Source organism: Candidatus Epulonipiscium viviparus, from assembly GCF_030708075.1.
Classification (GTDB): Bacteria; Bacillota; Clostridia; order Lachnospirales; family Cellulosilyticaceae; genus Epulonipiscioides; species Epulonipiscioides viviparus.
The window spans coordinates 849,904-874,610 of sequence record NZ_CP117982.1 but is presented as its reverse complement, the minus strand read 5'-3'; the positions used below and the strand labels follow the sequence as shown (position 1 = coordinate 874,610).

Sequence of the window (24,707 nt, the reverse complement as noted above, 5' to 3'; positions counted from 1 at the left end):
CTTATGACCGAAAAAACTTTAACATTATTAACTATTTTTGCAATCACTCTTACTATTATTATAACACTATCGCTAGCTTTGTTCCAAGTACGCACCCCTACTGAAATAACACCCATCGCAATGGAATATGAAACAGAGATTTTTAACGACGAAATTTTTTCTGTGGATATACTCGCAGATGAGCAAACCTGGCAACATATCCTCGAGACCGCAACCGATGAGCAATACACTGCAGTTGATGTTGTCGTCAATGGCACTCTTTTCCAAAATGTGGGAATTCGACCTAAAGGCAATTCCAGTCTTCAGTTTATTGCCATGGACCCTACCAGTAGTCGCTTCAGCTTTAAAATTAAGTTTGACGAATATATCGATGGACAAACCTGCTTTGGTCTTGATGTACTTGTGTTGAACAATTTGTATAGCGACAATTCATATTTACGAGAATATATAAGCTTCGAAATGATGGACAAATTGGGTATAGTTGCTCCACTTTATTCTTATGCCGACGTTACATTAAATGGCAATCCCTGGGGACTATATTTGGGAATCGAATCTTATAATAACAGCTTCCAAAAACGAGTCTATGGCAATAGCAACGGCTATCTATACAGCGCAAAAACTACTGGCATTGTTGACAATAATAGTCTATCATCATCGCATGATACATTTTCTAGCAATGGGCTCGATTTGAAATACGTGGGTCGCGATATCACCCGCTACTCTGGCCTATTTGATAATTCGATTGGCGCAACTGCCGACCGTGCCGATAATCTGCGTGTGGTCAAAGCAATAGAGGTACTCAATAATTACAAAAATCTCGACGAGCTAGAAGAATACTGGGATATGGAGCAAATCATTCCGTATTTAGCCGCGCATACAGCATCTGTAAATAGTGATAGCTACTCCACCTTTATGTCTCAAAACTATGTTCTCTATGAACACAACGGCAAAGTGAGTGTCTTGCCCTGGGACTACTCCTCCACATTTGGCATTCTATTTATGAGCAATGACGCGTCTGATATTGTAAACTTTCCGATTGATACCCCAGTTTTTGGCATTGAGATGGCAGAGCGCCCGTTAATAGAAGCAGTATTATCGAATGAAATTTATAAGCAACAATACTACGCATATTTGTCAAATCTTGCCACATACCTTGCAGCTGCCAACGAAACTATTGCAACAATCGATGCTTCCATAAATACATACGTCCAAAATGATGCAACAGCGTTTTGTACCTATGACGAATTTACAGCTGCTCGCGACGAGTTGGCGCAACTACTATTGCTCCGAGGCGAAAGTATAGCGGGGCAAATTAACGGAACTGTTCCTGCAACAACTTCAACCCAGGCAGCTAATCCTGAACAACTCGTCAATAGTCAAGTTTTAACACTTTTTGCTAATTCGAAACAAGATAAGCCATCTGCAGTACCTTCCATGAACGATGGCATACCCGATTTCGATACCATAAAGCAAGCCATGATTGATATGGGTATAGAAGTCAATGACGCAATGGTCAATCAAATATTGGATACGATGAACGGCAACAAACCTAATCCTAAACAAATTGCGGCAGATATTATGATTATGCTCGGGTTTATCGCCATAACTTTTGTTGCAACCATTTTTATAAAGAAGCTCTAATTTTTGATGGGCAAAAATACCTCCATCGTAGTTTTGTTTCCGCCTACAACGTAGATGTTTCCGCCATGAAGCTGAATAATTTTTTTTGCAATAGTCAATCCCAATCCGTTTCCAACTGTTGCATGAGAAGCATCTGCTTGGTAAAATTTGTCAAATATACATTTTTGTGCATTAGCAGATAGGGGCTCTCCATCGTTTGCAATACTGACGTTTACTTTCGCTACAGTTGTGGCAATCTTGATTTTAATTACACTATTTTTGTAGCAAAACTTTATCGCATTGTCTAGTAGATTGATCCACACCTGCTTTAGTAATTCGCGATCACCTATAATCTCAACTTCTGCAGAATCGAATTCCACTTCTACATTTTTGGCCGTGCATTTATCATATAACATAATCACCACTTCTCGCAGCTGCTCCGATAGATTAAACTGAGTCTTATTGCTAAGAATCACCTGATGTTCGACTTTCGATAAATTTAACACATTAGTTGCCAACGAACTTAGCCGCTGCGTTTCATATATCATAATATCAATGTACTCCTGCTTTTGCTGTTCCGACAAATTTGAATTTTGCAGTTGCTTAGCAAAGCCCTGAATAGCGTTGATCGGCGTCTTAAACTCGTGTGAAAAATTGTTTATGAAATCAGACTTCAGCATTTCATTGCCATTGAGCTCATCTAACATTTTATTAAAACTAGTTATCATCTTTTGGAAATACTTCAAGCGGCTCGTTGCCTCCACCTTAGATTTAAAATTCCCCGCTGCTACCCTATTGATGCTCATAATTAGAAGCTTAATTGGTCTTACTATATTTGCATTCACAAAAATTGATGTCGTCACCCCGATTACGACACTAAACATAGCGAGCGTAATCAGCGGATATAGCCAATGTGGTTTTTTCTCTATCAATTCCAATTTTACCAATATCATCCCTATTATCGGATGCATCAAATGGGAGATTACAAAAATTAAAAACACTGCACCTACAAAACCTAGCATCTGCTTTAGCAACCTAATTTTTTTGAGCATCATTCACCTTTCCCTTGTAACCAATCCCTCTTATCGCAATAATTTCAAATTCGTTGTAAGCAGCAAACCTCTTGCGAAGCTTATTGACATGCACATTCACTGTCGTATCTACCGAATCTGTTTCCATACCCCAAATTTCATCCATTAGCTGCAGTCTCGTAAAAATTTTATCCGGCGACGATAACAATTTATATAGTAGCAAAAATTCCTTCTGCGGCAGCACCTGCTCTGGCTCATTCTCATATTGCACTGAAAATGCGTCATAATTTAATAGGAGCTTTCCTACTTTTAGCTTTCGTTCCGACACAATCTTAGCTCGTCGCAGTAATGCTTTAATTCGCAATAGCATTTCGTCTATATTTATCGGCTTTACCATATAGTCATCGGTCCCTGCGATAAACCCTTTGCACGCATCTTCTGGCAAACACTTTGCGGTCACCATCAGGATAGGAATATTTACGCCACACTTTCGCAGCGTTTCCGCAAACTCATAGCCATCCATCTTGGGCATCATAATATCTAATACGATTAAGTCCACAAACTCAGTATCCATCAAAGCCAATGCCTCTTCCCCATCTGCAGCAGCAACTACTCCATACCCTGCAGCTCGTAACGCAGCTTCCATAAACTTCCGTGTATTTGTATCATCCTCGGCTACCATAATTTTAAACATCTACCTTGCCTCCCACATAATCTACCTAATTAGTTAACTTTCAGTTTATCTTTGCATAGTATAATAAATTCGTCAACAAATCAACTCTTTTCGAAAGAAGGAATGCCAATGAAATTTAGACACGAATTTAAACACATTCTTACATATGCAGAATATATCGACTTAAGAAACAGACTTAAAGTGATATGTAACAAAGATCCCCATGCCGGCGAAAATTCCGAATACATTGTTCGCAGTCTATATTTTGATAACTACAACAACAAAGCCCTGCTTGAAAAAATCGATGGTGTCAACCGCCGCGAAAAATTTAGGATTCGTTACTATAATAGCGATACCAACTTCATTCGTCTCGAAAAGAAGTCTAAAATAAATGGGCTATGCAACAAACAAAGCGCACCCATCACTGCCGCAGAAGTGCAAAACCTAATCGATGGGCAGCATGAGTTTTTGGCTCATTCCACTGCAGATCTGTTTGTTGAGCTATACTACAAAATGGTAACGCAGCGCTTGAAGCCCATAGTAATTGTAAACTATCACCGCGAAGTTTTCATTTACCCCGCAGGCAATGTTCGGATTACATTGGATACCGATATCCGCACGGGGCTATCTTCGCTAGACTTTTTAAACTCGGCGCATCCCACGATCAAAACCGGCAATAACATCGTGCTAGAAGTAAAATACGATGAATTTTTACCTGAATTTATACGGCAAGCAATTCAAGCCGGCACTCGAAGCCACAGCGCTTTTTCAAAATATGCCGCAAGCCGAAGCTTTTATTAATCCGCATTAAACAAGGAGGAGATTTATGAATTTTGGAGATATTTTTAAAAGTAGCTTTTTGGAAAATGTAACAGCAATTTCGTTTTTGGACATGGGCTTAGCAGTTCTATTGTCATTTGCATTAGGATTGCTAATTATGGCCGTATACAAAAAAACTTATCGCGGCGTTATGTACTCTCAGAGCTTTGCAGTCGCCCTTATGGCAATGTCGCTGATCACCACCATCTTAATTTTAGCAATTACAAGCAACGTGGTCCTCTCTCTAGGTATGGTCGGTGCGTTATCGATCGTACGTTTTAGAACCGCAATCCGCGAGCCCCTGGATATAGCATTCCTATTCTGGAGCATAGCAAACGGCATCATTCTCGGCGCTGGCTTTACCACACTTGCAGTATTTGGCTCTATCATCGTCGGACTTTTACTTGTAGTATTTGTGAACAAAAAATCCAAAGATACACCGTATATTTTTGTGATAAATTGCTTAGACAGTGCGGCTGAAAAAGCTGTAATGGCAGTAATCAAAGAAGAAAGCATCGTGAATATATTAAAATCCAAAACCATTAGCGCAGACAATATTGAAATCACGCTCGAACTTAGATTAGGGAATGATGATACAGACTTCGTAAACAAAATCACTTCTATAGCAGGTGTTCGAAACGCAATTTTGGTGACATATAACGGAGAATATGCAGGATAAGGAGGCGGCTCTATGAGCGAAAAGAACTTGAAAACACTGACTGCTATTTTCATCGCAGTTGCTATGATCGCCACGATGGCACTAATCCTATACCAAGCCGTCACTCCAACTGCAGCAACTCCTATCGCAATGGAATATGAAACCGAAATTTTTAATGGCGAAATTTTTTCTGTCGATATATTAGCAGACGATGAAACTTGGCAACACATCATTGATACTGCAACAGATGAGCAATACACAGCAGTTGATGTTGTAGTCAATGGCACCCTCTTCAAAAATGTGGGGATTAGACCCAAGGGAAATTCTAGCCTTCAATTTATTGCAATGGACCCTGATACAGACCGCTTCAGCTTCAAAATTAAATTCGACGAATATATAGATGGGCAAACGTGCTTTGGGCTCGACGTGCTGGTGTTGAATAATCTATACGAAGACAATTCATATTTGCGCGAATATATAAGCTTCGATATGATGAATGAATTGGGCGTTGATGCTCCGCTCTATACTTATGCGGACGTTACATTAAACGGCGATCCTTGGGGGCTATATTTGGGGCTAGAATCTTATAACAGCAGCTTTCAAAAACGTGTTTACGGCAACAGCAACGGCTATTTATATAGCGCCAAAGCTGCAGATATCGTTGGCGGAGGCAATATGATGCCATCTGCAGAGATGTTTTCGGGCAATGGCCTCGATTTGAAATATGTAGGAAACGATTTAGCAAGCTATGCAGGTTTCTTTGAAAATTCGATTGGCTCCACCGCGGACCGTGCCGACAATACGCGTGTTGTAGAAGCTATCGAGGTTCTGAATAATTACGAAAGCCTCGACGAGCTAGAAGAATATTGGGATATGGAGCAAATTATCCCATATTTAGCAGCGCACACGGTCTCTGTAAACGGCGACAGCTACTCTACATTTATGTGCCAAAACTATTTTCTATACGAACAAAACGGCAAGGTTAGCATTCTGCCTTGGGACTATTCTTCCACGTTTGGAATTTTATTTATGACCGATGACGCTTCGGATATCGTAAATTTTCCGATCGATACTCCAGTATTTGGCGTCGAGATGGCAGATCGCCCGCTATTAGAAGTTGTAATGGAAAACGAAGTCTACAAGCAGCAATATCACGAATCTCTCTCAATACTTGCAGCATATCTGCAAAACATCGATGACACTGCTGCAGCACTTAATGCGCTGATAGATGATTATGTCAAAAACGATGCGACAGCATTTTGTACTTATGAAGAATTTGAAGCCGCTCGCGACGAATTGATCCAGTTGCTACTACTTCGAGGCGAGAGTATAGCGGGGCAAATAGATGGAACAGTACCAGCAACGACCGATGCTCAGGCCGCCAACCCCGAAAAGCTTATCAATAGCGATGACTTAGATTTATCACTTTTAACGAGTCCAAAGATGAAAGGCGGAATGCCTCCCATGGGTCCTTCATCTGGCGATGGGGCAGCGCGTCCTATGAAAGGCGGAATGCCTCCTATGGGTTCCTCATCTGGCGATGGGGCAGCGCATCCTATGAAAGGCGGAATGCCTCCTATGGGAATGAACGGCGAGATGCCGGATATCGAAACAATGAAGGAAATGATGATGGAGATGGGACTAGAAGCGGAAATGGTAGATGAAATGCTTGCTATGATGCACGGCGACCAAGCCAATCCCATCCAAATAGCAGTAGACGCATTTTTGATGATTACATTAATCGCCATAACTCTAGTTGCTGTAGTTTTCATCAAGAAATCTTAAGTCAATACTTAAGCCGAGGCAATTATCTTCTTTACAGGAGTGATTGCCTATTTTTCGTTTGGCATTTTATATCTATTGTCCCCCACTATCGCTTTTAGTTTTTCTGTAAATGCTGCATTTATTTTTATATTATACTTCGCTGGATACGGCTTTATCTCTCCACTTTCTTCATTTTCAATAGCAACAGTTGTTGTCCCCCGATGCTCTGCAAATACTTCTAGTAACTTTTTACTTATTTCAGGCGTTCTCATTGCTGCATTCAAAGTTATCACCAGCGGTTTAGCTTCTATATTTTCGATAAAATTTACTATCACTTTTACATCATCATCTTTGAGCGATATTCTTCCTTTTATGAGGACAGGCACATTTTGATCTACTTTTTTTAAGTGAGCATAATAGTTCTCAAACACAATACATTCACACGCACCCGTTAGATCTTCTAGCTCGATAAATGCCATTTTTTGCCCTTTCTTAGTAAGAAATTCTCTTACATTTGTGATCATTCCCCCTAGAATCAATTCATTATAAATTTCATTCTTTTGGTGTAATTCTGCACAATGATGAGTTGTATACATCTCTAATTTTTGTGCATATTCACCCAATGGGTGTCCACTTAAATATACTCCCAAAACTTCCTTTTCCTTATCTAGCAGCTCCTTTTTCGATAACTCTTCGATATTAGGAAATTCATCTTTATGTTTCATATCATTATTCTCATCGCCCATAGAAAATAGATCTAGCTGACCTGCTATTTGCTTCTTGTTATTATACAATATTCCAGCAATAATTCCTTCATATATAGCAAGATACTGCCCGCGACTTCCTCCCAAAGAATCAAATGCTCCTGCATATATTAGAGCCTCTATCATTCTCTTTCGCACATCTTTGATATGAAGCCTCTTACAAAAATCTGTTAAGCTTTTAAAATTTCCGTTCTCATTTCTTTCTTTTATGATATCATCAATGGCAGCTTCTCCAACGCATTTTACTGCATATAGCCCGTATACTATTCCATCTTCAACTGTTGAAAACTCACCAATTGCGGTATTTATATCTGGTGTATACATCTTTATATTTTGCTTTTTTAAGCTCGTTATATACATTTCAACTTTCTCTATCGAATCCTTTACGGATGTCATCAGCGCTGCCATAAACTCTAATCGATGGTGTGTTTTTAGATATGCTGTTTGATATGAGATTATAGAATATGCTGCAGCATGCGACTTGTTAAATGCATACTTGGCAAAGTCTACCATATCGTCAAATATCTGATTTGCAACGGCTGCGTCTATTCCGTTATTTACCGCACCTGAAATGTCTTCTCCATTTCCATTTATAAAAATTTCGCGCTCCTTTAGCATCACCTCTGTCTTCTTCTTTCCCATAGCACGCCGCAATAAATCACTTCGCCCTAAGCTATATCCACCAAGTTTTCGCACGATTTGCATTACTTGCTCCTGATAGACAATGCATCCGTATGTGTTTTTTAAGATTGTCTCCAATGCCGGATGCGTATACGTGATATTAGCTGAATCATTTTTACCTTTTATATATTTTGGAATAAAATCCATAGGGCCTGGTCTGTATAACGAAACTCCTGCTATTACATCTTCTATATTGGTTGGCGCAAGTTCCTTCATAAATTGCTTCATACCAGCACTTTCAAGCTGAAATATTCCATCTGTATTTCCACTTGAAATCGTTGCATATACTTTGGCATCATCGTAGTCTGCAAAATCTATGTCAATGCCCTTATTTCGCTTAATCAATTCTTTTGCTTTTTGAATTACAGTAAGAGTTCTCAGCCCCAAAAAATAGGAATAGGTAAGGAACAACCACAACATTATTTGTTTGGTGTCCTTTTCCCCTCCTTCACACCGTGCATGCGACTTTCACCGCACACGGCGTTCCATCGTAAGTTACAATATCCTAACCTACGACTATGCCCCTTTGCTCTGCAGACATTACTCTGCTTCAACGCTACTACGGGCTGCTGCCCCCCAAATACACAGGTCATTTCCTACCTGATAGAAACATCGGTTCTTAATCACCTTATCATTTTCTTTTGAGGTTCAATTGTTCCGTTAGTTTTATCCTTTATTATAATAACTTAGCTGCTGCCTTTAACCCGCTAACCGCTCATTTTTCCTTTAATCGAATGGAAGCAGAGCTAATATCGTCTATGCGATAAAAATAGTAGCCTCAATGGACAATAATACTACTACGATTAGTTCCCTTAGAGGGGCGGCAACCCATCTTTCGACGGGGTCTTAAATCACGAGCCTTTCATACGGCAGTTTCTGGTTAGTAAGCATATTATTTTTTAAAGATATTTCATCTTAAGGACCCCCGACTTACTTCGTTGTCATATATTTTGCTTGTATTTACTTAGACTTCTTTTCAGTCGACTTTACCGAGCTTCATACCGTATAATATTAAGGTTAGACAGCATGTCGGAATCTCAGGGTAAAAGTATCGATATTTACTTTTTAAGTGGAGTTTCACCACTCTATTCAAACTAACAGTTAAACAAGAAAGATAGTCTTCCCTGCTCCGCTAACTTGTTTCCATTTCTGGATTGTTTCGTTAGCGAACAATTCGCACATCCATTTTAAGCATTCCCAGATCTTCTAACGTAGTCATTGGAAATTGCGTCGTTATTACCCCATCACTTGCATTAAGCGGCACATACTCTGTAAGATCTTCTTTGGAGATCACCACCCCTGCTGCATGAATTGAGCAATGCCTAGGAATTCCTTCCAATTTGCTGGCCATATCGATTAAATATTTTATTTCTGACTCATCGTCATAAATCTGTTGTAAATCGGAGTTTAATTTCAATGCTTTTGCGATCGTGATTTTTAATTCTGTAGGAATCATCTTGGCAATCTTGTCTACCTTTGCATATGGCATATCCAAAGCTCTGCCCACATCTCGAATTACTGATCTTGCTGACATTGTTCCAAAAGTTACTATTTGAGCAACCTTCTCTTTACCATATTTTTCTATCACATAGTCTATAACTTCCTGTCTTCGCTCATAGCAAAAATCTATATCAATATCTGGCATCGAAATTCTCTCTGGATTGAGAAATCGCTCGAATAGCAGATTATATTTTAGTGGATCTATATCTGTTATTTCGAGAACATATGCAACTATACTTCCAGCTGCAGAACCCCGCCCGGGCCCAACTGCTATCTCTTTGTTTTTTGCATACATAATAAAATCGTTGGTGATTAAAAAATAATCTACAAACCCCATCTGAGCAATAATTTTTAATTCATATTCTAGTCGCTCTTCTAGATGTGCGGTCACCTCTTTATATCTCTTAGAAAGCCCCTTCTTGCATAGCTTAGTTAAATATTCTATTGGCGAACTTTCTCCTGCTGGCAACAAAAATTTTGGTAACTTTAACTCATTAAAATCAAATTTAACATCGCATCTATTGGCCACTTTAACCGTATTTTCGATTGCTTCTACGGCATATGGAAACAATGTTCTCATTTCTTCTGCGCTCTTTAAGTAAAATTGATTTCCCTCATAAACCATTCTCGTGGTATCGCTCATTGTCTTTCCAGTTTGAATGCATAGCAAAACTTCGTGTGCCTTACTATCTTCTGCAGTAATGTAATGAACATCGTTTGTTGCAACAAGATCAATTCCTGTCTCTTGCGATATGCGAATTGTTTCTTGGTTTACTTTTCTTTGATCTGCAAGACCATGATCTTGTATCTCTAGAAAGAAATTTCCTTCTCCAAACACGTCTCTATATTGCAGTGCCGCCTTCTTAGCAGATTCATAATCTTCCTCTAGCAATCTTCTAGAAACCGGGCCAGCTAAACATCCTCCCAGCGCTATAATGCCTTTATGATATTGCTCCAGTAGTTGCAAATCCACACGAGGTCGTCTATAAAATCCTTCTATATATGCCAAGCTAACCAATTTGATTAAATTTTGATACCCTTCATTGTTCTCTGCAAGCAATACTAAATGATAACTTCTCGCATCTTGTGACTCTTTATCAAACCGCGAACGCTTAGCCACATAAACTTCGCATCCTATAATTGGCTTAATTCCTTTTTCTATTGCTTTTTTATAAAAATCTATTATTCCAAACATCACCCCGTGATCTGTAATTGCTAAATGATTCATACCAAATTCTTTAGCTTTCTCTAGTAATTCTGCTATTTTTGCAGATCCATCTAGCAGACTATACTCTGTATGAACGTGTAAATGCACAAATTTTTCTTTCATTTTAGTATCCTTCTAACATCATATAATTTTACATCATTATACCCAAAATAAGGAAATTCTAAACACTAAAACAAATTACAAATTTTGCCGATATACTTATTGTAGCAAATTTTACACAATGTTTCTTATACTATTTGAAGAAAGTGCAAAACACATGAGGTGATAAAAATGTACATTAATAATTTAAATAACCAATCTACTTATAATTTTAATTATGTAAAAAATACTCCCGTATTGAACAATACCAAAGATGATGCCATTAAAGTAGCAGAAACTCAAAACAGCTTATTTAATCCTTCGCAACATGGGAAAAGCTTATCTGTTATAAAAACTATGTCTACTCAAAAAGAAAAAATCGTAAATGATAAAAATAAACTCATAACCGAAACATTAGCAAACGGAGGCAGTCTTTTTGATATAGAAGCTGAACTCGCTGCGTATGAAAAACAATTACATAATCTTGAGGAAAAACTAAGCAAGGAAAACGTAAAGCAACAACAAGAAGTGACTAAGCAAAATAGCCAAGACCCTAAAATTTATTCTAATCGTGGAGTCTTACTCAAACAATCAGCACAACAATCTATGGCGGCATCAATAACTCGACCAAATCATGTTGTGGCATAGTAAAAACTAAAAGGACACAGCATAGTCACCTGTGTCCTAATTTAGTTACTTGATTTTTTTTAAAATTGTCGCTCCAATAGGAGGTATATCGATTACAATTCGATTCTCTTTATATTGACAACTCTCTGGCAGGGTTTTAATCAAATTCGTATTTAATACCCCACTTCCACAATACTCTTCTCTATCACTGTTAAATATCTCTTTGTATGTTCCCGGTTTGGCCGCTCCAACACTATACCCCATTCGTGGATACAGAGAAAAGTTTACTACAACAATCAACTCTTCTTCTAATGTGCGTCTTATATAAGATACCACTAAACTCTCTTTATTATCTCCATTTATCCAATCAAACGTCTCTCCTATATTTTCGTCATGATACAAAGCTGGTGTTGTTTTATATAACAAATTGAGCTCCTTCATATATCGTTGCAGTCCCTTGTGCTCTGGGTACTCCAGCAATTCCCAAGTCAACTGATTTTTTTCGATCCACTCTCTCGTTTGTCCTATCTCACTACCCATAAATAGTAGTTTTTTGCCCGGATGCGTGAACATCAATGCTAGTAACGCTCTCACATTAGCAAACTTTTGCCAAAAATCTCCACACATCTTATATATCAATGGACTCTTGCAATGAACCACTTCGTCGTGAGATATTGGTAACATGTAGTGCTCGTTATACATATAATTAAAACTAAACGTCATTTTATCTAAATTTATATGACGATAATCATACTCTGTTTTCATAAAATTGAGCGTGTCATGCATAAATCCTAAATCCCACTTAAAGTCGAATCCCAGTCCGCCCGCCGAAACAGGTGCAGTAACTCCGCCCCATGTGCTTGAATCTTCGGCTATCATCAATTTGTATGGGAAAAGATGATGCACCATTTTATTTAATTCCTGCAGAAATGTTGCCGCTGTCATATCTGGATGCGTATTCGATAAATTTCCACCATATAGCATAGATGCCACGGCATCAACACGCAAACCATCTATATGAAATTCGCTTAGCCAAGTATATGCACTAGATAGCAAAAAGTTCTTTACCTCTCTCTTATAATAATCGAATAGCAATGTTCCCCAGTCTGGGTGCTCTCCTTCTCTTTCATACAGCTTTGTTCCATCAAAAAACTCTAACCCAAACGCATCTTTTGGAAAATGCCCCGGTACCCAATCTAATATTACTCCAATGTCATTTTGATGAAAACGATCCACAAGATGCTTAAACTCATCTGTTGTGCCGTATCTGCTTGTTGGAGCAAAAAATCCTGTCACTTGATATCCCCAAGAACCATCAAATGGGTGCTCTAAAATTCCAATAAATTCTACGTGTGTGTAGTTTAAATTCTTTACATAACTCACTAGTTGATCTGCTAATTGAGTATATGTTAATGACTCCCCATTTTCATTAAATTTCCAGGAGCCAATATGCACTTCATAAATACTAATCGGCCTATTTTTACTATTAGTTCCTTCTAAGTTTTTCAAATACTTTTCATCATTCCACTGATAACTAAATGGGTCGTATGGCAAACTATGTTTTTTGGGTTTTGGTCCAAAATGCTTTGCATATGGATCGGCTTTATATAAAAGTTCGTTGTTATTGGTTTTAATTTCATATTGATATAAATCGTTTGTTGTTACTCTTGGAATAAAAATTGAAAAAATTCCTGAATCTCCCAATTTGGTTAGCATATGACGGCGCCCGTCCCAGTTATTAAAATATCCAATTACACTTACTCTTTTTGCATTTGGAGCAAAGACTCTAAAAATGCACCCTTTAATGCCATCAATTTCTGTTACTCGACTACCTAAAATATTAGCAGAATAGATATACTCTTTGTTTCTAAACGCATCTAACGTTCCGCCATCAAGTTGATCTGCAAATGCATAGGCATCCTCAGTTTCCCAAACCGAATCATTATGTCCTACAAACTTTAAATAATATGGAAACGAATTTTTATATTTTCCAACCGGTCCATAAAACATTCCATTCCCTACATTTGGTATCATATATTCCTTTTCATTTACTTTGTTAACTACTGTTAGCTCTCTAGCATCTGGACAAAACACACACATCGTAATTCTCTCTTTATCTTCCATTACACATTGATGCATTCCTAAAATCCAATGAGGACAAGATTCATCTCCCCAAATTATTCTTTGAAAATCCATTACAACAGCCTCCTTAAGTATTTTTATATATCATAATATGTTTTGGGATAAATTTCAAGACAGGTATGATCTAAATTTCAAAAAAAATAACACGGTTTCCCGTGTCACAAGATAATTTGCCTATAAAATATTTTATCAACTATTAATATGAATTTTAATTTGACTAACTCTGTAGCCAGTTGTTCGACTTACAATTTCCTCAATTTGTGCAATTTCTGCATCTGTTAACTGAGGTCGGTTAACTATAACATCCACAGCAGTTTCGTCCATTCTTACATATACATCTGAAAATCCTTTAGCACGCAATAACGATTCAGATCCGTTTTCTTTTTCAATCTTATCTTGAAGATTTAACAAAGACTGTGCCGCTTTAGATTTTGAATTTTCATCGATAGCCGAATTCGCTATATATTCGTTTAACTCTTCTATTTGGGTAGATCTTTGTTGTTCACGAATCATTTTTTCTTCTGCAAAGTAACTAACTGCTGCTACATTTGTAGATGATACATTTTGTGATCCATCTGCCTTAGTTATTATTACTTCCATTCCTGTTGCGCCATCTAGCATTGTTGTATTTTGTAAAGTTTCATCTGTTACCATATCGCTATCTTCCATATCTGGAGGAAGTGTTAAAAATTTTTCAAAATAATTAATATCGGTAACTTGTTCTTGAACTTTGATATCTTCTGTTTGGTCTTCATTTACAAAAGCTGGTAGATTTTGCGGATCTGTTGTTAACTGCAAGTATCCACCGATTGCAATCATAAATACTAGAACCGTAATTATTAATTGATTCCTTTTAAAATTTAGCATTTATTTATCCTCCCTATTTGTTTTCCATTTTAAATACTGATACCTTATGTACTGGTATGTCCAACAGCGATGATACAGCTTCTATTACTGCATTCTTTACACCAATATTGTCTCCTCCACCCGCAACAACTAATACGCCTTCTATCTGTGGCATATCTTCACGAATTACATACGGAGAACTTCCACTCATTATTACATTATTTATTTCGTCTTCTTCTGTTACAGTACTTGTCCCACCTTGTGAGTCCATTTCACTAACTGTATTTTTTCTTAAATTTACATCTTCTGCCAATATTTTTTCAGATGATGTTTTTAACGTTACCATTACTTCTACTGAACCTAATCCTTGTATATTTTTTAAAATATCCTCTAATTGTTTTTCTATTTGTACAGCGTATGTATCTTGTGGCTCCTTAACATTTTTGCTCAATACTTCTCCTACAATTGGCGACGATTGCTGTGCAAAGCTTTCTGTTCCTAGCAATGCGTCATTTTCAGGCTTTTCATAAATTACCGTTATCATAACTCCCAAAATAGCTGTTGCCAAAAACAATGCTGTCGATTTCTTGCTCAATCCACATTTTGTACTTCTATATTTATATTAACTTGTCCTAAATTATAGAAGTTGCTTAATAAATTTTTTATTTCTTTTTCAATATTTTCTTTATACAGTCGTACACTATCTGATTTTTTTCCTATCACTATTTTTGGTACTTTTATCAATCCGTCATCCGTTGATTCATTTTTTGAAACTGTTATTTCTATATCAGTTAACTGAGGTATATAATTCCTCACTATAGAAGATACCACTACTTCAGCATTCATGTCAAGTTCTTTTTCCACTGCTTGCTCAATAATTTCAATTTCACGCAGCTCATAATTTTCTTTTAGCTCCTGCTCATAATTATGCATCTGAGTTCCTCCTTCTGTCATCATATCAAATTGATCTTGATACGAATTGACATACTCATCATACTGAATTGTCTCAAAGAGGCCTCCTTTTATAATTGGAGCCAAAATTGTATATACTAATATAAATCTCAATATTAGCTTTATATATTTTTGGAGAGCTGAGCTTGGAAAAACCATTTCGACAACAACCAGAAAGAGCATTACCCACACCAGCGTCATCAGATATTCAATAAAATTTGATATCATCATCTCTCTCCTTTATAATAAGCTCGATCCCACACTCATGCAAACTACCAGTGCCAGGATAGACAAAATTGATACAGTACCCACGCAACTCATTACAAACTCACATCCCTTTGCAATATCTGTTGCAATCTTTGCCATTTTCTTGTCTCCAAGCGGTTCAATAATTGCTCCCGCAACATGATATAAAAATATATACGCAAAGATTTTGATTAGTGGCATTGCAATTACTATTACTATGAAAATAATTACACCTACTCCAAATGCATTTTTAATCATTCCAGATATTTGGATAATCATGTCTACTGCACCACCTACGGCATTTCCCACGATTGGTATCAACTTTGTAGACAGCGATAGTCCAACTCGCTTCATTGTTACATCGGTGAACGGCAACGACATTCTATATATTCCCAGTATTGCTATACTACTCCCAAATATTGTTCCCAAAATCCATTTGTTTACTTTATAATATAACGCTATTAATTTATTGATTTCAAATTCATTGCTCATCTGATTCAATATTTGTAATACTACTACTATCACTACGTTAGGCAACAATATATTTTGTATTATAAATACCATCATATTTAGTGCTCCAATAACTACTGGCGACATCGCGGCCGACGTTGCAATATATCCCGACGCCGCCATAAACGCTAGCAATGTTGGTAACATGATTAACATTATCCCTTGCAATGTTTCTATCGTTCTATGTGCCAGCTCTACTATTAATACCAAAGACTGCATTACACTATATAATATCACAATATTACAAACAAAAAAAGCTATCTTAGTTGTGTTTTTAGAATCGAACGCAGCGCTTAAATTATTCAACATGTTGCAGACTATCACAATCAAAATAAATCTTACGATTACATTCAAATATGTAAAAAACTCTGCAAATATACTATCCTTTATAAATTCTAATATTGTTTCTAAATTAAACTTTTTTTGTCCACTAAGAACTAATCCAACTTCATGTTTTAAATCGAAGTCCTTTAGTTCTGGAACGTTTTGAGAAAGATCTGCTTCTAACTTCTCAATCTCATCCCAATTAAACATTTCTAGCTGTGTTTCTATAATTAAATCTGTATTGATACTCCCTGCCTCTTCTGTTGCCATTGTCTCACACACTCCAAAGAGGCAAATAACTAGCGCTATTAACAATTTAATCTTTTGCATTGTTGTCCCCTTTCCTTATAAAAGTCCAGTGATAAGATCAATGAGTGCTAAAATTACAGGGGCTGCCACTACAAAAATCATTACTTTTGCTGCAAATTCTATCTTTTTTCCGATGCCTTCTTCACCTGCATCTTTACATAAATGTAATCCAAACTCTGCAATATAAGCAATTCCTATAATCTTGAAAATAATCGTTAGATAAGTTCCTTCCATATTAATCTTACTTGCCAAATCTCTGATTATATCAAAAATAACATCTAACTGCGTACACGCAAATCCAAAAATTGATAGCCCTATTAAAACTTTTATGTATGTTGTAACTTTTGAGCCAATGGCATCAAGTATTTTAATTATTACAACTCCAATTGCCGCAAAACTTACTAATTGTAAGATATTCATCTAACCACCACCCTAAAATGTAAAGAATGTTTGTACTGTAGTAAAAAATCCCATTATTTCATTAACCATAATCATTACTACTACTAATGTACCAGCAATTCCAACATAGTCTGCGGCTTTGCCCATTCCAGAATTTTTTAAAATTTCTTGCACTGCCCAGAGCCCAAGTCCCAAACCTGCAATCTTAAGAATTAATGTAATATCCATCATATAACCTCCCTATATTAATACTATAACTATTGATAAACCTATTAAAACTCCCATACTACGATACAATTTGCTACGCTTCTCATATAATTCATTTGCTTGATCTCGTCTTTGCTTTAAACTTTCGAGTAACCAGGTGATGTTATTTCGTTGAACCTCTCTATCAAAATGCGATGACATTGTGCCAAAAGATTCCAATAATTTTAAATCTTCTTCTTTTAGTCGCAGCCAATGATTTGCTTCCATCAATGTTTGTTTCCACATTTTTTTGGTATCCATTTCATCCCGCTGATTCAACTTTTGTGAATATAAACCAAACAGCCTGTCCACTCCTTGTTCAGTTTGACTCGCAACTTCTTGCAAAGCCTCTATTAAAGGCGTCAGCTTATAATCTATTTCACTCTTTAGCAGGTTAAACCCCAAAAATAGCTCGTCCAACTGTAGAACTCTTTTTTTCTCATTGGCATCATATGCAAAACCACAAAGTGTACATGATATCAATATTAACGCCATCCCTATTGTATTCATACTATTTTCTCCTTTCTTAAAATTTTTTTATTATTCTATCTTATAATATTATAATTATTTCTAACATCTATTACTTCTTTAACTGTTCCTACTTTTGGATTATTTGATAGAATAATGATTCGCTCAAATAATTTTTTATCTAACATATCTTTTAATAGAGGTTTATTTAAACAATCATTTAAACTGCTCCCATGAATTGTACATATAACTGTAACTCCCACAATCAACGCATCAAAAATTGCTTTGTAGTCTTCATCTCGTCCTATCTCATCTACAGCAATTATTTCTGGAGACATAGATCTAAGTAGCATTAAAATGCCTTCAGCTTTTGGTGCAGAATCTAATACATCCGTTCTAATTCCTACATCGTTTTGTGGAATACCCATATAGCAAGCAGCTATTTCTGAACGCTCGTCCACTATTCCTACGTGATAAGAAACATCCAAGCTTTCTCCATTACTCAGATTTCTTATAACATCTCGCAGAATTGTTGTTTTTCCACATTTAGGCGGAGAAACAATCAGCGTATTACAAATTTTTCTATTTTTATATATGTATGGAACAATTTTATTACCTGCACCTACCACTTCTCGTGCAATTCTTATATTTATTGCTGATATGTTTGTTATTGTTTTTAAATTTTTATTATCTATAACTGCTCTACCAACAACTCCTATTCTATGACCGCCGGCAATAGTAATAAATCCAGATCTCAATTCATCTTCTATTGCGTACATCGAAAATCCACTAGCAAATTTTAAAATTCCATCTATATCTGTTTTATTAGCACAATAGCCTTTGTTAGGCTTACAAGCACCATTTTCAAAAATTCCAAATTCATTATCATGTGTTCTCAAAATAATAGGCTTACTAATTCTAATTCGAATTTCTTCTAATTCATTAATTATTCTAGGATTTATTTTCAGCATCATATTCTTTATATGCCTTGGCAATACTTCTGATATTGTATCTACCATGATTTTTATCTCCCTTCATAGTATTACTTATATCAGTATATGCTATTTATACCACAATCATTACTTTTTGGGACAAAATTGTTATTTCCTTGATTTTCCAATTATCGAATTTTTAAAATTTACCAATTTAATTCCCACATTTTGTAATTTTTTTTGCAGTTTTACTACGATTATCATATATTTTACAGATATATCATCAAGAATTATCTAAATTCGTCGATATATCATGTGTAGATTATATTACTAAACTTAATTTCACAGGGGGTATTACTATGAGCATAAAAGCGTTAAATCAATATAGAGTTAATAATACTTATGGAAAAATAAATTATGGTGATGATTCTCAAGTTGAATCGTCTTCTCAATCTCAGTCTCAATCAAATACATCTCAAGATAAGTATCAAAATTTTTTCACAATTTCTAAACAAGGCAAAGCAATGTCCGTTATAGATACACTCTCAAAACAAAAAGACAAGATTTTAGAAATTAAAAACGAATTGATTTCTCAAACTTTAGCCAACGGTAGCTCCTTAGTAGAAATCAAATCCGATCTTAAATCATATGATGTTGAGATTTCTAAGCTAGAAGAAAAAATCGCTGCGGAAAGAGTTAAAGAACGCGAGGAAGCCTTAAAGAAAAAGAAAGAAGATTCCAAAATTTATTCTCGACCAGTCAAATACACTGCTCCTCCAGACGAATCTTTAACTAGCCAATTATCTAACATAGCGAATCAATATGGCGAACATATCGGATACTACCACAGACGATTATAATCTATATTATATAATTTTAAAATATAAAGTTAATGCTGTATTTCATGATGAAAAGTTTGCATAAATATAGATTAGTTTTGTTTAATATCATTCCAAAGTAACTTTCTAAGGACTTAGCAGTTATTTTTTATACAATAGTTTATAAGACGATAGAAGAGCTCAACATTCTATCGTTTTTTTTATGTTTATAATTTTTGATTTTTGACCATACTTTTTTATGAGGTGATCTGATGATTCCAAACAATTATGAATGGAAATTTCTTTCTAACAATCCAAACAAAAGTATTATTGATAATATATTAGCAGCAAAAAATATCCTCGATTCTGATAAAGAAAGTTTCTTAAATCCTAAAATAGCAGACCTTCATGACCCTTTTGCGTTGCTAGATATGGACAAAGCCGTGATTCGTATTTTAGATGCTATTTCACAAAAACAGCAAATCACTATCTATGGAGATTATGATGCTGACGGCATTACCAGTACATCTGTTTTATATATGTTTTTAACAGAAGTTGGTGCCAAAGTCAATTATTATATTCCTAACAGATTTACAGAAGGATATGGTATGAATATTGATGCCATACTTTATTTAGCCGATAATAAAACCGATTTAATTGTAACTGTTGATAATGGCATTACAGCAATAGCCGAAGTTGATTTTGCTCGCAGTAAGGGGATAGATGTTATTATAACTGATCACCATCAATGTCTCGATCAAATTCCAGATGCACATTGTATAGTTAACTATAAAAGACCCAATTGCACATATCCTTCTCAAAATCTTGCTGGTGTTGGTATTGTATTTAAACTTATTACTGCCATAGCCACGACACTAAAACTTAGCTTAGAAGAATATGTATATAAATATTTAGATTTAGTTTCAATTGGCACAATTGCCGACATGGTTCCATTGCTACAAGAAAGCAGAGTTATAGCTTCGTTAGGTCTTAAATTGATCACGCATACTCGCAATCCTGGTTTGCGCGCATTGCTAAACATAATAAATAAGAATAGTCAACCAACCACCTCCTATACAATAGCTTTTCAAGTAGCTCCTCGAATTAATGCTATAAGCCGAATGTCTGATGCCAATCTTGCGATTGAATTATTTACTACGCAGGATACCCAAAGAGCTGCCACACTAGCTCAGATACTGGATAATAATAATATTAAACGCAAAGCCAAAGAAGCCGAAATTGTTACCGCTGCCTTTGAATATGTAAAAAACAATATCGACTTATCCAAAGAAAAAGTTTTAGTCATTACTGGTACTGATTGGCATCATGGAGTATTAGGATTAGTTGCATCTAAAATATCGCAACACTATTATCGACCTACTATTGTCTGCACGCTTGATGGTGACAAATATGTTGGCTCGGCCAGAAGCGTCGACGGTTTCAGTATTATTAATGCCATTACTGAACAACAGCAATACCTCATCAAATATGGAGGACATACACAAGCTGCCGGACTTACAATATCTGCTTCCAAAATAAGAAACTTTACCGAAGATATAAATAAAGCTAATTATGAAATTCTTGACAAACAGCTCTTAACGCCAAAAATTTATATCGATGCTACAGTTCCTCTCTCAGAAGTAACTATAGATCTGTATAATAGCTTATCTGCATTAGAACCTTGTGGTCAAAATAATAGTAGCCCAATTTTATTGGTTAAAGGCAAAATTTCCAAAATTATTCACATGGGAAAACGATCTGAGCATCTAAAAATTATTTTAGAAGACAATAATAAATTCCTTGACGTTATTATTTTTTCACAAGGTCAATTAAGTAATTTTTTGAATAAAGGCGAAGAAGTAGAGATTGCCGGAAGTATATCCAAAAACGAATGGAACGGTAAAACGACTATCCAATTTATGATGACGGCCATTAGATCTGCTAATGAAACGACTTCATTATATTACTTGGAACTTTACACGAAATTTCAAAACTCTCCTATGACACATTTAAAAGGGCTTTCATATTATGAAATTACTCAATTAATACCTTCATATAGTGATTGCGCTGCTGTTTTTCAATATTTAAAAAAATATGCCGCTGATAATATTTCATTAAACCAATTATCTTTTACCCTAAAATTAAATGAATACAAAATTTTACAAATCATTGACATATTTTGTGAACTTGGTTTTTTGTCTTATAAATACAACAATAATAGCATATACTATAGAATTGAAAGTTATACAAAAAATAAGCTCGAAAACTCTACTCGTTTTAATCAATTATCGCAGTTTTTGAAAGGAGAATAATTAATGGATTTAAAAACACTTATAAGAGATATACCAGATTATCCAGAAAAAGGGATTTTATTTAGAGATATTACCACTCTTTTGAAAGATCCTGTAGGATTAGCTTATTCAATCGATTTACTTTGCGAAACCGTCAGTAAAGTTGATTTTGATTTAGTAGTTGGTCCTGAATCTCGGGGATTTATTTTTGGAGTTCCCGTTGCTTACAATTTAAAAAAAGGATTTATTCCTATTAGAAAGCCTGGTAAACTTCCATATAAAACATATCAACAAAGTTATAATCTCGAATATGGAACAAATACTTTAGAAATTCATCAGGATGCTATTTTGCCAGGTCAAAAGGTGATCTTAATAGACGATTTGCTTGCAACTGGTGGAACAAATAAGGCAATGGTAGATCTTATTACCAAACTTGGTGGTGAAGTTGTAATGGTTGTATGTTTAATTGAGCTTACTAGTCTTAAAGGTAGAGAATTATTAAAAGACATAATTGTAGAAACTTTATTGCAATATTAAGAAGGGAGGGACGATATGTCTAATACTTTTGAAAAATTGATTAAAGCTATCCAGGCGTATCACCCGTCTGATGACCTTAGTATGATTGAAAAAGCGTATGATATTGCATCTAATGCGCATAATGGCCAGCTTAGGAAGTCTGGAGAGCCATATATAATTCATCCACTCGGAGTTGCTAAGATTTTAGCAGATTTAGAATTAGATATCGAATCGATTACAGCCGGACTCTTACATGACGTTGTCGAAGATACAAGTATGACTCTCGAAGATATAGAATTGAATTTTAACAAAGAAGTTGCATTGTTAGTTGATGGAGTTACAAAACTTAGCCAAATTAAATATCATTCTACTAATAAAAAAGTACAAAAAGAAGAACTCCAAGTAGAAAACTATCGTAAAATGTTTATTGCTATGGCTCAGGATATTAGAGTTGTCTTGATTAAACTTGCTGACAGGCTCCACAATATGCAAACGCTCAAATATATGATTCCCGAAAAACAACAAGCAATAGCTAGAGAAACTATGGATATTTATGCCCCTATTGCTAATCGACTGGGGATTTGTAAGTTAAAGGCAGAACTTGAAGATTTATCTCTTAGGTATATAAATTCCAATATGTATTATTATTTGGTCAAAACCATTGCCAAAAAAAGACAAGAGCGAGTAGAAATAACTAATCAAATCGTTGTAAAAATTAGAAACGAACTAGATAAACTTGGCATCAAAGCAAATGTTGAGGGTCGACCTAAACATTTTTTTAGTATCTACAAAAAACTCGTTAATCAAAATAAAACTATAGATCAAATTTATGACCTTTTTGCAGTTCGTGCGATAGTAGAAGATGTCAAAGACTGTTATGGAGTACTTGGAGTTGCACATGACATCTTTACTCCTATTCCTGGCAGATTTAAAGACTATATTGCTATGCCAAAGCCCAATATGTATCAGTCTCTACACACCACATTAATGGGACCAAACGGAGTTCCCTTTGAATTGCAGATCCGCACAATGGAAATGCACAGAACAGCCGAGTATGGCATTGCCGCTCATTGGAAATATAAAGAAGGCAAAATTGAAGGACTTTTTCAGGATACTTCGGAAGAAAAGTTAGCTTGGCTTCGACAAATTCTTGAATGGCAAAAAGACATGAGCGATAACGAGGAATTCATTTCTGCTATTAAAGTTGACTTAGATATCTATACCGATCAAGTATATGTATTTTCTCCAAAAGGCGATCTAATTACTATCCCAACAGGAGCGACACCTATCGACTTTGCATATTATATCCATTCTGATATTGGAAATAAAATGACTGGCGCCAAAGTAAATGATAAAATTGTTAACCTCGACTCCACTCTTAAAAATGGCGATCGAATCGAAATCCTCACTTCTGCCTCCAAAAAGGGTCCTAGCCGAGATTGGCTAAACATTGTTACAACTACTCAAGCTCGCAATAAAATTAATCAATGGTTTCGAAAGCAATTTAAAGAAGAAGATATTTTAAAAGGTAAAGATTTGCTCGAAACTAGTGCAAAACATAAAGCATATAAGCTCGCTTCTTTACTTACTCCAGAAGCTACTACTAACGTCTATAGGCGCTATGGTTTAAAAAATTGGGAAGCAGTTTACGCAGCCATAGGATATGGGAGCATCAAAGAGCAACAAGTCTTAAGCCGACTCATAGACGAAAATATTAAGGCTAACAAAGAAGTTATTAAAGACGAGGATCTCCTAAAAGGATTTGAAGATCAATTTATTCAACCTACAGAATACGTTAAAAGCAAAAGCGGAATTATCATAGATGACCTTGGCGATATTGCCATAAAATTTGCTCAATGCTGCAATCCTCTTCCTGGCGATGAAATAATTGGTTATATAACTCGAGGACGCGGCATTTCTATTCACAAAAGCAACTGCCCCAACATTAATTATATAATGAAAAACGAGCCAGAGCGCATCAGTCAGGCAAGTTGGCAAGATTCTGAGCTTCCACAAATGCAGTATATTACCGAAATACAGATATTATGTATCGATAGACCCAATATAGTCGCCGAAATTTTAAAAATACTAAACGATATGAGTCTTGATATCAAATCTCTTAACGTCAAATCAATTAAAACTCACGACTTACTATTTAATGTCAAATTTATTATATCGCATAGACGACAACTCGAAGAAGCTATCCGCAAAATTATTAATATCAATGATGTCAATGAAGTCCGTCGAGTTGAAAGTTAAAACAATG

Annotated in this window: 20 protein-coding genes and 2 pseudogenes; 9 read left to right on the top strand and 13 right to left on the bottom strand. The window is 35.8% G+C overall.

Annotated elements, in window-relative coordinates; translation table 11 throughout:
* Window positions 1–3: 3 nt before the first annotated feature.
* Window positions 4–1,641 carry a CotH kinase family protein gene (locus PCY70_RS03350; protein ID WP_305768431.1) on the top strand — a complete coding sequence of 546 codons (1,638 nt, stop codon included), beginning with the start codon at window positions 4–6 and terminating at the stop codon, window positions 1,639–1,641.
* On the opposite strand, the gene PCY70_RS03345 is transcribed toward PCY70_RS03350, so the two are convergent.
* On the bottom strand, window positions 1,638–2,675 hold the full coding sequence (locus PCY70_RS03345; protein WP_305768430.1) for a HAMP domain-containing sensor histidine kinase: 1,038 nt from the start codon (window positions 2,673–2,675) through the stop codon (window positions 1,638–1,640). The two genes, PCY70_RS03350 and PCY70_RS03345, sit on opposite strands and share 4 nt — an antisense overlap.
* Entirely contained in the window at window positions 2,656–3,345 is a 690-nt protein-coding gene (locus PCY70_RS03340) for a response regulator transcription factor (RefSeq protein WP_305768429.1), read from the bottom strand. Before PCY70_RS03340 ends, PCY70_RS03345 begins: the two co-directional genes overlap by 20 nt.
* A gap of 108 nt (window positions 3,346–3,453) precedes the next feature.
* Here PCY70_RS03340 and PCY70_RS03335 point away from each other — a divergent pair, with 108 nt between their 5' ends.
* From PCY70_RS03335 to PCY70_RS03325, 3 genes are read left to right on the top strand one after another with little or no spacing between them, the layout of a single operon-like run.
* Window positions 3,454–4,125, top strand: coding sequence for a polyphosphate polymerase domain-containing protein (locus PCY70_RS03335; RefSeq protein WP_029487819.1), 672 nt, complete (start codon window positions 3,454–3,456; stop codon window positions 4,123–4,125).
* Window positions 4,126–4,150: 25 nt separating this feature from the next.
* Window positions 4,151–4,822, top strand: coding sequence for a DUF4956 domain-containing protein (locus PCY70_RS03330; RefSeq protein ID WP_029487818.1), 672 nt, complete (start codon window positions 4,151–4,153; stop codon window positions 4,820–4,822).
* 12 nt (window positions 4,823–4,834) lie between these two features.
* Window positions 4,835–6,586 carry a CotH kinase family protein gene (locus PCY70_RS03325; RefSeq protein ID WP_305768428.1) on the top strand — a complete coding sequence of 584 codons (1,752 nt, stop codon included), beginning with the start codon at window positions 4,835–4,837 and terminating at the stop codon, window positions 6,584–6,586.
* Window positions 6,587–6,633: 47 nt separating this feature from the next.
* On the opposite strand, the pseudogene dnaE (PCY70_RS03320) reads toward PCY70_RS03325, so the two are convergent.
* Window positions 6,634–8,400 (bottom strand): annotated as a pseudogene (gene dnaE, locus PCY70_RS03320) (DNA polymerase III subunit alpha); the annotation flags it as partial.
* A gap of 790 nt (window positions 8,401–9,190) precedes the next feature.
* Window positions 9,191–10,840, bottom strand: a pseudogene (gene dnaE, locus PCY70_RS03315) (DNA polymerase III subunit alpha); the annotation flags it as partial.
* A gap of 168 nt (window positions 10,841–11,008) precedes the next feature.
* Here dnaE (PCY70_RS03315) and PCY70_RS03310 point away from each other — a divergent pair.
* Window positions 11,009–11,464 carry a hypothetical protein gene (locus PCY70_RS03310; RefSeq protein ID WP_305768426.1) on the top strand — a complete coding sequence of 152 codons (456 nt, stop codon included), beginning with the start codon at window positions 11,009–11,011 and terminating at the stop codon, window positions 11,462–11,464.
* Window positions 11,465–11,509: 45 nt separating this feature from the next.
* On the opposite strand, the gene glgB is transcribed toward PCY70_RS03310, so the two are convergent.
* The 9 genes from glgB to spoIIIAA form a co-directional block, all read right to left on the bottom strand.
* Window positions 11,510–13,639, bottom strand: a complete 2,130-nt coding sequence (gene glgB / locus PCY70_RS03305) for a 1,4-alpha-glucan branching protein GlgB (protein WP_305768425.1) — start codon at window positions 13,637–13,639, stop codon at window positions 11,510–11,512.
* A 135-nt stretch (window positions 13,640–13,774) separates the two neighbouring features.
* Window positions 13,775–14,452 (bottom strand): SpoIIIAH-like family protein, encoded by a 678-nt coding sequence (locus PCY70_RS03300; protein WP_010166290.1) that lies wholly within the window; start codon window positions 14,450–14,452, stop codon window positions 13,775–13,777.
* Between the two features lie 13 nt (window positions 14,453–14,465).
* Window positions 14,466–15,026 (bottom strand): hypothetical protein, encoded by a 561-nt coding sequence (locus PCY70_RS03295; RefSeq protein ID WP_305768424.1) that lies wholly within the window; start codon window positions 15,024–15,026, stop codon window positions 14,466–14,468.
* Window positions 15,023–15,610 carry a stage III sporulation protein AF gene (locus PCY70_RS03290; protein WP_010166288.1) on the bottom strand — a complete coding sequence of 196 codons (588 nt, stop codon included), beginning with the start codon at window positions 15,608–15,610 and terminating at the stop codon, window positions 15,023–15,025. The genes PCY70_RS03295 and PCY70_RS03290 overlap by 4 nt, the downstream gene beginning before the upstream one ends.
* Before the next feature lie 12 nt (window positions 15,611–15,622).
* Window positions 15,623–16,792, bottom strand: coding sequence for a stage III sporulation protein AE (locus PCY70_RS03285; RefSeq protein ID WP_305768423.1), 1,170 nt, complete (start codon window positions 16,790–16,792; stop codon window positions 15,623–15,625).
* Window positions 16,793–16,807: 15 nt separating this feature from the next.
* Entirely contained in the window at window positions 16,808–17,191 is a 384-nt protein-coding gene (gene spoIIIAD / locus PCY70_RS03280; protein WP_010166286.1) for a stage III sporulation protein AD, read from the bottom strand.
* 12 nt (window positions 17,192–17,203) lie between these two features.
* Window positions 17,204–17,398 (bottom strand): SpoIIIAC/SpoIIIAD family protein, encoded by a 195-nt coding sequence (locus PCY70_RS03275; protein WP_010166284.1) that lies wholly within the window; start codon window positions 17,396–17,398, stop codon window positions 17,204–17,206.
* Window positions 17,399–17,410: 12 nt separating this feature from the next.
* Window positions 17,411–17,926 carry a stage III sporulation protein AB gene (locus PCY70_RS03270; RefSeq protein ID WP_010166282.1) on the bottom strand — a complete coding sequence of 172 codons (516 nt, stop codon included), beginning with the start codon at window positions 17,924–17,926 and terminating at the stop codon, window positions 17,411–17,413.
* Window positions 17,927–17,961: 35 nt separating this feature from the next.
* Window positions 17,962–18,903 carry a stage III sporulation protein AA gene (spoIIIAA, locus tag PCY70_RS03265; protein WP_010166280.1) on the bottom strand — a complete coding sequence of 314 codons (942 nt, stop codon included), beginning with the start codon at window positions 18,901–18,903 and terminating at the stop codon, window positions 17,962–17,964.
* Between the two features lie 272 nt (window positions 18,904–19,175).
* On the opposite strand from spoIIIAA, the gene PCY70_RS03260 reads away from it, so the two are divergent.
* From PCY70_RS03260 to PCY70_RS03245, 4 genes are all read left to right on the top strand, one after another.
* Window positions 19,176–19,676 (top strand): hypothetical protein, encoded by a 501-nt coding sequence (locus tag PCY70_RS03260; RefSeq protein ID WP_305768422.1) that lies wholly within the window; start codon window positions 19,176–19,178, stop codon window positions 19,674–19,676.
* Window positions 19,677–19,906: 230 nt separating this feature from the next.
* Window positions 19,907–21,946: a single-stranded-DNA-specific exonuclease RecJ gene (recJ, locus tag PCY70_RS03255; RefSeq protein WP_305768421.1), complete on the top strand. Its 2,040-nt coding sequence runs from the start codon at window positions 19,907–19,909 to the stop codon at window positions 21,944–21,946.
* A gap of 3 nt (window positions 21,947–21,949) precedes the next feature.
* Entirely contained in the window at window positions 21,950–22,462 is a 513-nt protein-coding gene (locus PCY70_RS03250; RefSeq protein ID WP_029487808.1) for an adenine phosphoribosyltransferase, read from the top strand.
* A gap of 15 nt (window positions 22,463–22,477) precedes the next feature.
* Window positions 22,478–24,700, top strand: coding sequence for a RelA/SpoT family protein (locus PCY70_RS03245; protein ID WP_010166272.1), 2,223 nt, complete (start codon window positions 22,478–22,480; stop codon window positions 24,698–24,700).
* The last annotated feature ends 7 nt before the right edge of the window (window positions 24,701–24,707 follow it).

Bases quoted from the DNA above. Each gene is read 5' to 3' on its own strand.
- recJ (WP_305768421.1), top strand. From the start codon at position 19,907: ATGATTCCAAACAATTATGAATGGAAATTTCTTTCTAACAATCCAAAC.
- PCY70_RS03350 (WP_305768431.1), top strand. From the start codon at position 4: ATGACCGAAAAAACTTTAACATTATTAACTATTTTTGCAATCACTCTT.
- PCY70_RS03345 (WP_305768430.1), bottom strand. From the start codon at position 2,675: ATGATGCTCAAAAAAATTAGGTTGCTAAAGCAGATGCTAGGTTTTGTA.
- PCY70_RS03260 (WP_305768422.1), top strand. From the start codon at position 19,176: ATGAGCATAAAAGCGTTAAATCAATATAGAGTTAATAATACTTATGGA.
- PCY70_RS03285 (WP_305768423.1), bottom strand. From the start codon at position 16,792: ATGCAAAAGATTAAATTGTTAATAGCGCTAGTTATTTGCCTCTTTGGA.
- spoIIIAA (WP_010166280.1), bottom strand. From the start codon at position 18,903: ATGGTAGATACAATATCAGAAGTATTGCCAAGGCATATAAAGAATATG.
- PCY70_RS03325 (WP_305768428.1), top strand. From the start codon at position 4,835: ATGAGCGAAAAGAACTTGAAAACACTGACTGCTATTTTCATCGCAGTT.
- PCY70_RS03330 (WP_029487818.1), top strand. From the start codon at position 4,151: ATGAATTTTGGAGATATTTTTAAAAGTAGCTTTTTGGAAAATGTAACA.
- spoIIIAD (WP_010166286.1), bottom strand. From the start codon at position 17,191: ATGAATATCTTACAATTAGTAAGTTTTGCGGCAATTGGAGTTGTAATA.
- PCY70_RS03310 (WP_305768426.1), top strand. From the start codon at position 11,009: ATGTACATTAATAATTTAAATAACCAATCTACTTATAATTTTAATTAT.
- PCY70_RS03275 (WP_010166284.1), bottom strand. From the start codon at position 17,398: ATGGATATTACATTAATTCTTAAGATTGCAGGTTTGGGACTTGGGCTC.
- PCY70_RS03290 (WP_010166288.1), bottom strand. From the start codon at position 15,610: ATGATATCAAATTTTATTGAATATCTGATGACGCTGGTGTGGGTAATG.
- PCY70_RS03250 (WP_029487808.1), top strand. From the start codon at position 21,950: ATGGATTTAAAAACACTTATAAGAGATATACCAGATTATCCAGAAAAA.
- glgB (WP_305768425.1), bottom strand. From the start codon at position 13,639: ATGGATTTTCAAAGAATAATTTGGGGAGATGAATCTTGTCCTCATTGG.
- PCY70_RS03335 (WP_029487819.1), top strand. From the start codon at position 3,454: ATGAAATTTAGACACGAATTTAAACACATTCTTACATATGCAGAATAT.
- PCY70_RS03245 (WP_010166272.1), top strand. From the start codon at position 22,478: ATGTCTAATACTTTTGAAAAATTGATTAAAGCTATCCAGGCGTATCAC.
- PCY70_RS03300 (WP_010166290.1), bottom strand. From the start codon at position 14,452: ATGCTAAATTTTAAAAGGAATCAATTAATAATTACGGTTCTAGTATTT.
- PCY70_RS03340 (WP_305768429.1), bottom strand. From the start codon at position 3,345: ATGTTTAAAATTATGGTAGCCGAGGATGATACAAATACACGGAAGTTT.
- PCY70_RS03270 (WP_010166282.1), bottom strand. From the start codon at position 17,926: ATGAATACAATAGGGATGGCGTTAATATTGATATCATGTACACTTTGT.